Origin of the sequence: Streptomyces sp. URMC 124 (assembly GCF_051386455.1) — a bacterium.
Taxonomy (GTDB): domain Bacteria; phylum Actinomycetota; class Actinomycetes; order Streptomycetales; family Streptomycetaceae; genus Streptomyces.
This window is the reverse complement of the sequence record NZ_JBPQTS010000512.1, coordinates 1-262: the sequence shown is the minus strand read 5'-3', so window position 1 is coordinate 262 and position 262 is coordinate 1. Positions and strand designations below refer to the sequence as shown.

Sequence of the window (262 nt, the reverse complement as noted above, 5' to 3'; positions counted from 1 at the left end):
ATCTTGAAGATCCATGTGAATACATTAGAGCCGGCTCTAAAGTTGTGAAAATTTTCGACAGCCTTCAAAAAGACCTGCTGCGTCAAATCATCCGCGGCCATGGGGTTCAATTTCACCGAAAAGTAGGTGCGGATTCTTTGACGATACAGCTTATACGTGCTTTCAAAGCTTGTAATGCTAGCCTGCTTATCCGGATAAACAGACTTGGTGTCCTGAGCTCCTGACATTTTATAGAACCTCCTCTTGATTTACAATGAATTAG

The 262-nt window shown here is 42.4% G+C and carries 1 protein-coding gene; it reads right to left on the bottom strand.

The window, feature by feature from the left end; all coding sequences use genetic code 11:
* Nucleotides 1–227, bottom strand: a 227-nt coding sequence (locus ACSNOG_RS33520) for an RNA polymerase sigma factor (protein ID WP_436756439.1), incomplete at its 3' end; no start/stop codon positions are given.
* Nucleotides 228–262 lie beyond the last annotated feature (35 nt).